At 46.5% G+C, this 6,724-nt stretch carries 5 protein-coding genes; 1 reads left to right on the top strand and 4 read right to left on the bottom strand.

Annotated features, from left to right (window positions below; translation table 11 throughout):
* From GKG43_RS12860 to GKG43_RS12850, 3 genes are all read right to left on the bottom strand, one after another.
* On the bottom strand, nt 1-3,331 hold a 3,331-nt coding region (locus tag GKG43_RS12860), incomplete at its 3' end, for a PolC-type DNA polymerase III (RefSeq protein ID WP_129879188.1).
* Nucleotides 3,319-4,374 (bottom strand): flavodoxin-dependent (E)-4-hydroxy-3-methylbut-2-enyl-diphosphate synthase, encoded by a 1,056-nt coding sequence (ispG, locus tag GKG43_RS12855; protein ID WP_129879192.1) that lies wholly within the window; start codon nt 4,372-4,374, stop codon nt 3,319-3,321. The genes GKG43_RS12860 and ispG, both read right to left, overlap by 13 nt.
* A 74-nt stretch (nt 4,375-4,448) precedes the next feature.
* The gene (locus GKG43_RS12850) at nt 4,449-4,907 is read right to left on the bottom strand and encodes a hypothetical protein (RefSeq protein WP_129879187.1); all 459 of its coding nucleotides are present in this window, start codon (nt 4,905-4,907) and stop codon (nt 4,449-4,451) included.
* 203 nt (nt 4,908-5,110) lie between these two features.
* Here GKG43_RS12850 and GKG43_RS12845 point away from each other — a divergent pair, with 203 nt between their 5' ends.
* On the top strand, nt 5,111-5,476 hold the full coding sequence (locus tag GKG43_RS12845; protein ID WP_025657268.1) for a helix-turn-helix transcriptional regulator: 366 nt from the start codon (nt 5,111-5,113) through the stop codon (nt 5,474-5,476).
* 170 nt (nt 5,477-5,646) lie between these two features.
* On the opposite strand, the gene hisC is transcribed toward GKG43_RS12845, so the two are convergent.
* Nucleotides 5,647-6,708, bottom strand: a complete 1,062-nt coding sequence (gene hisC / locus GKG43_RS12840; RefSeq protein ID WP_129879186.1) for a histidinol-phosphate transaminase — start codon at nt 6,706-6,708, stop codon at nt 5,647-5,649.
* Nucleotides 6,709-6,724: the final 16 nt, after the last annotated feature.

Here is a 6,724-nt window from a genome sequence, read left to right as displayed (position 1 = left end):
GCACCGGGGTAAACTCATTGATGCTGTGTCCGTGAGGCAGTACGACGATCCCTCCCGGATGCTGGCCCGTACTTCTGCGGATCCCAGTGCATCCCACCGTAATTCTGTCAATCTCACACTTTCTTTTTCTGTGCCCGCGTTCCTCATAATAGTTCCTCACATAACCAAATGCGGTCTTATCTGCAAGTGTTCCGATAGTCCCGGCCTTAAACGTATGGCCTTCCCCGAATAGCACTTCCGTATACTTATGTGCCTTTGCCTGATAATCTCCCGAGAAGTTCAGGTCAATATCAGGCTCTTTATCGCCCTTAAAGCCGAGGAAGGTCTCGAATGGGATGTCAAATCCCGCCTTTATCAGCATTTCCCCGCAGTTTGGGCATATCTTGTCCGGCATATCGAAGCCGCAGCCCCCCGCATATGCCTTTACTTCCGGGGAGTCAAATTCATTATAGTGGCATTTCTCACAGTAATAATGCGGACTTAAGGGATTTACCTCAGTGATCCCTGACATTGTGGCAACAAAGGAAGAACCAACAGATCCACGGGAACCTACCAGGTATCCGTCGTCATTTGATTTCCATACCAGCTTCTGGGCAATGATATACATGACGGAGTACCCGTTTGATATGATCGAGTTCAGTTCCTTCTCCAAACGGGTGGACACCGGCTCCGGCAGGTCTTCGCCATAGATTTCATGAGCCCTGTTGTAACAGATATTCCTCAGATCCTGCTCCGAATTTGCGATCACCGGCGGACACTTATTCGGATTGATCGGAGATATTTTCTCAACCATATCGCAGATCTTGTTCGTATTCTCTATGACAATCTCTCTGGCCTTTGCTGAACCAAGATATTCAAACTCTTCCAGCATCTCCTCCGTTGTCCGCAGATACAGCGGCGCTTGTTCATCAGCATCACTGAATCCCTTACCTGCCATGATAATCCGACGGTACACCTCGTCCTCCGGATCCAGGAAATGCACGTCGCAGGTACCTACAACCGGCTTTTTGAACTTTTCTCCCAGTTCCACAATCTTTCTGTTAATCTCCTCTAAGTCCTCCGTAGTGTTGATATCCGGAAACTTGTCACTGACCATCATAAACCGGTTGTTGCCGAGTGGCTGGATTTCGTAGTAATCATAGAAATCTGCAAGTCTTGCGATGGACTCTGCAGACTTATTGTTCAAGACAGCCTGGTACAGTTCTCCAGCCTCGCATGCGCTCCCCACGATCAGCCCCTCCCTGTACCTGTTCAGCACACTTTTGGGGATCCTTGGCCTTCTTGCATAGTAGGTCAAATGGGACTCGGTAATCAGCTGGTAAAGGTTATACCGGCCGATATCATTTTTTATCAGTATGATGATATGATAGGTGGGCAGTTTGCGGATGGCATTCGGATTCATATCTCCAAACTGGTTCATTTCCTTTAAGGTTGTGATATTTTGTTCTTTCAGCATCTGGACAAACTTTACGAATATCTCCGCTGTAGCGGCAGCGTCGTCTACCGCCCGGTGGTGGTTCTCCAGGGAGATCCCCAGCGCCTTCGCCACCACGTTCAGCTTATACTTGGACAGTGTAGGCAGAAGTACCCTCGCCATAGCCACCGTATCCACATAAACAAAGTCCGGCTCTATATCCTGATATCTGCAATTCTGCTCGATAAATCCCACATCAAACCCCGCATTGTGCGCAACAAGCACCCCATCCGCCGCAAATTCCAGAAACTGCGGCAATATCGTCTCGATATCCGGATATCCCATCACCATTTCATCCGTAATGCTTGTGAGCTGTGTGATCTCAAACGGGATCGGCCTTTTGGGATTGACAAAGGTGCTGAACCGTTCCACAATCTCTCCATTTACAACCTTAACTGCTCCGATCTCAATTATTTTATCTTTAATAGCGCTAAAACCCGTCGTCTCCAGATCGAATACGATATATGTATCATCCAGCCGCTCATCCCCGGCATTCACCGCGATCTCCGTCAGATCATCTACAACATAGCCTTCCACACCATAAATCACTTTAAAAGGATCGTCCTTATCAAGTGTCTCGATAAAATGATTGGCATCCGGGAACGACTGCACAATGCCATGGTCTGTAATGGCAACGGCGGGATGCCCCCAGTCATGGGCACGCTTCACAATATCCTTTACCTCAGAAACCCCGTCCATATCGCTCATCTTTGTGTGACAGTGGAGCTCCACTCTCTTAACCTGGCTCAGATCCTTTCTTGTAACGGTAAAATCTCCGCTCTTTTTGATGCCTGTCACTGAGCCGATGGTCAGTTCCCCGTCAAATTTATCAATGGTTGTAATCCCCTTGATTTTAACGAAAACACCCTTTTTTAAATCCCCCAGCAGCTCCGGCAGCTGATCATTTCTGGTGAACATCTTCACCGTAATCGTATCGGTAAAATCCGTGACTGCAAACATCAGAATCGTCTTGTCATTTCTAATCTCTCTGGTGTCAAAATTAATGATCTTTCCGTGGACGGTAATCTCTCCCATCTCGGTAACAACCTGATCCAGTGTGATCGGCTCATCATCGAAATTCCTGCCGTATATCAGACTCGGGTCATCGCCTTGCTTAAGCGGCCTGTAGAAATCTTTTTTCTTGAAATCTTTCTTCTTGAAATCGCCTTTCTTCCCGGAGTCTCCCCGTTTTTCCTGGTTCCCCTCCTTTTTTTCTCTCTGGCCGCCAGCGCTGTCCTCTGCCGGTTCTTCGCCTCTCTGCTTTGCCCTGCGTTCAAATATGGCATTGATCTCCTGCTGGATCCTCTGCTCTTCATACTGACGGTCCTGCTCTCCCTGCGCCTCGCGGTACGTTACCCTGATGTCGGCTTTGATATGGAATCTCTTTTCATAGATTTCATGAAGCAGATCTACGATATACTCCCGTTTTCCTTCGGATACGATCGTATTGAGCATCTCCAGATACAGGATATCACTGCCTTCAAAGTGCATCTCTGCCTGTTCAAACATACTTGCCGCCAGCACGCTGTGCTGCTTCAGTTCCTGCACAATGCTTTCCCGGTATTCCATCATGAGCGTGCTCGCCGTGTACTGCTCGGACAACGCATACTGCTCTTCCAGGCGGATGGACACCCTCGTATTGCCAAAAAGCTGCTCTTTAATCTTCTGTTCCATCTGCCATATATGCTTTTTCTGGATCAGATGCCTGCTAAAAATGTGGACACGGAGAAAATCACGTTTTGAGTTCGTTGTGATCTTCGAGACCTCCACATCGCTAAAAAGCATCTTAATATCATTTTCCACTTTTAATGTTGGAAAAACATGAAAAAATATCTTTTCGTTCCCTATCTTTTCCAATTTAACAACTCCTGCCGCAAGGTTTCCAGAAGCTCCTCTTCCTTCACCTTTTTCACAATTTCACCTTTCCTGATCAGAAGGCCTTCTCCAATTCCCCCTGCAATTCCGATATCTGCCTCTTTTGCCTCACCCGGGCCGTTAACGACACATCCCATAACGGCAACCTTGATATCCAGAGGGATATCTGCCACCATATTCTCAACCTGGTTTGCAAGGCCGATCAGGTCAATCTTCGTCCGACCGCAGGTCGGGCAGGACACCACTTCGATCCCGCCTTTGCGCAGCCCCAGTGTCTTCAATATCAGCTTTGCAGTTTTTATCTCTTCCAGTGGATCTCCGGTCAAAGAGACACGGATGGTATCGCCGATGCCTTCGTACAGGATGATTCCCAGTCCTACAGAAGATTTGACATTTCCCGAGTAAACAGTTCCTGCCTCTGTGATCCCCACATGGAGCGGGTAAGGACACCTCGAAGCGATCCGTTCGTGGGCCTTCACACACATCATTACATCAGAAGATTTGATACTGACCACAAGGTTATCATACTCCATCTCTTCGATCATTCGGATCTTGTCCAGCGCACTCTCCACGATCCCCTCAGCGGTCACGCCGCCGTACTTCTCCAGCAATGGTTTTTCCAGCGAACCGCTGTTGACGCCCACCCGGATCGGCGTCTCATATTCCTTTGCCTTTTTCACGACGGCCTGCAGACGTTCCCTGCTCCCGATGTTACCAGGGTTGATCCGGATCTTATCTGCTCCGTTCTCGATCGCCGCAATTGCAAGCCTGTAATCAAAATGAATGTCTGCAACCAGTGGGATATGGATCTGTCTCTTAATCTCTTTTAAGGCATAAGCCGCCTCCATCGTTGGTACTGCGCAACGGATGATCTCGCAGCCTGCCGCCTCCAGCTTTCGTATCTGTGCGGCTGTAGACTCCACATCCTCGGTTCTTGTATTCGTCATAGACTGGATTGCAACCGGATGCCCGCCTCCAATAAGGACATCTCCTATTCTGACTGTTTTTGTCTTTTCTCTTAACATCTCCATCGTAATTATCCTTTCTGCACACACCGTCTTATCGTAGAAAAACAGGGAGTGAATTCCCTGTTTTCCGGTTACTTTTTATCAAATATCATCTGATCTCCATACTCTCTGTCGGTCAGTGTCAGTGTACTTTTTTCAATGTTGTAGTCATACGTTCCCTCCAGCGAATTCACTGCCGAACTTAATCCTTCTGCTGTAGCAGTTCCGTCCGATGCATCCGCTGCCTTTTGTACTGCCTCGTCATCCGACCGCAGTGTAAATGTCTTTGTATCTTTGTCAACACTATACCTCATCTTAACAGAGACGCCTTCGCTCTCGAACTCTTCCGGCCATTGAAGTACTGCGGTTCCATTCCCCCTGATCGACATAACCAGGCCGCTGTCCTCATGACTCCACTTGCCTTCCACTGGATTGGCAGTAAAAAGCTTTATCACGAAAAAGGCTGCTATGATGATGATCAGCACAGTTGTCACAGCCATTACAGCCCTCCAAATCCGGTTTCTTTTTTCTTCGTTATTCTTTGCGATCATGCATATACTTCCCTTCTTTTTCTCAATTTCATTATACGAATTTTACCGGTCTGTGTCAACGGGTATCACTTTTGCAGCAATTTGTTCAGTAATCAATACGTATCATATTGACACTTTTATTTTTCTTATGTTGATTTTTGACACAATTTGTCTATAAATTGTAACAAGCTGGTAAAATATACCATATTCCGGGAGGTGCCATCATGAAGTTTGCATCTACATTGAAACTACTAAGGGAACAAAATCATGTCACGCAGAAGGAACTGGCTGATTATCTGAAAGTGACACGCTCGACAATCGCAGGCTATGAGACGAAGGGCAAACAGCCGGATTATGAACGTTTGCTGCGCATCGCCGCATACTTCGGCGTATCAGCCGATTATCTGCTGACGGGTTCGAAGCTAGGGATTATCACAACCGCCAGTACTGCACCTGAAAGGGGGCGTGAGATCCTGATTTCTTATCTTCATCTTTCCGCGGAATCCCAACGGAAACTGGAAGAATATCTGCATCTGCTGATGCTGAAAGAACAAAATGAGGGAAAAGGACAGATGGAAGCGGGATCCTAAACCAAACCGGAAGTCAAAATATGTATTTCTGACAGCTCTGTTTCCTGTCTCAATACACATTTTGGCTTCCGGTTTTCTATCTGGTGATTTGAAACCTGTCACTTCCACATTTATGGGGATGCTTCTATAAAACTATCGTAACAGTTCAGGCAAGCCTGAACTGTTACAAATTATCTTATATAACTTTTCAGAAATGTGAAAAGTGCTTCCATCTCTTCTCTGGTTCCTACTGTGATTCGCAGATACTGCTCGATCCGTTCGCTGCCCCAGTACCTTACATAAATATTTTCTTTTTTCAGAGCAGCAAACAGTTTTGCTGCATCATAATCCGGGTGAGCTGCAAATATAAAATTAGCTTTTGCGTCGGGAAACTGAAAGCCCAGACTACTCAGCTCTTTCTTGGCCCACTCTCTGGTTTCTATGATACTTGCTGTTGTCATACCAAAATACACTTTATCTTTTACTGCTTCTGTCCCGCATACAAGCGACGGAAGATTCATGGTATAAGAGTTGAATGAATACTTCACATCATCCAGGTATTTAATCAAAGCCGGGCTGCTGATGGCATATCCGATTCGCATCCCCGCCATAGATCTCGCTTTTGAAAATGTCTGCACTACGATCAGGTTCTCGTACCTGTTCAAAAGTTCCAGCGCAGATCTTCCCGCAAAATCAATGTATGCCTCATCTACGATCACAATCACTTCCTGATTATGCTTTAGAATATCCTCAACAAACTCCAGATCCTCATAAACAGCCGTAGGAGCATTTGGATTGGGGAATATAATCCCTCCGTTTTCCTTATAGTAATCTTCCCTTCGGATACGAAAATCTTCATCCAGTTTCGGGCACTCATACGGGATGTGATAAAGCTCAGCCCATACTTTATAAAACGAATATGTAATATCCGGAAACAAAATCGGCTTTTTTGAATTGAAAAATGTCAAAAAACACATTGACAGTACATCATCAGAGCCAACTCCAACAAAGACTTGTTCACGGCTAACACCGTAATACTCTGCCAGTGCCTCCACAAGTGTGCCCGAGGCAGGATCCGGATAAAGACGCAGACGGTCTGTGTCCAGATGCTTCAACGCTTCAAGCACCCCCGGCGCCGGTGGATAGGGATTTTCATTTGTATTAAGCTTGATTACCTTTTCCTGTGGCTGTTCACCGGGAACATAAGGCTCTACTTTACGTATATTTTCTAACAACTTTGCATTTGGTTCCATTTTCGCTGCTCCTGTC

The sequence above is a fragment of the Eubacterium sp. BIOML-A2 genome (genome assembly GCF_009680135.1).
Classification (GTDB): Bacteria; Bacillota; Clostridia; order Lachnospirales; family Lachnospiraceae; genus Faecalicatena; species Faecalicatena contortus_B.
Note: the sequence above shows the minus strand (reverse complement) of the source record. Positions and strands in the feature narration are given on the sequence as shown.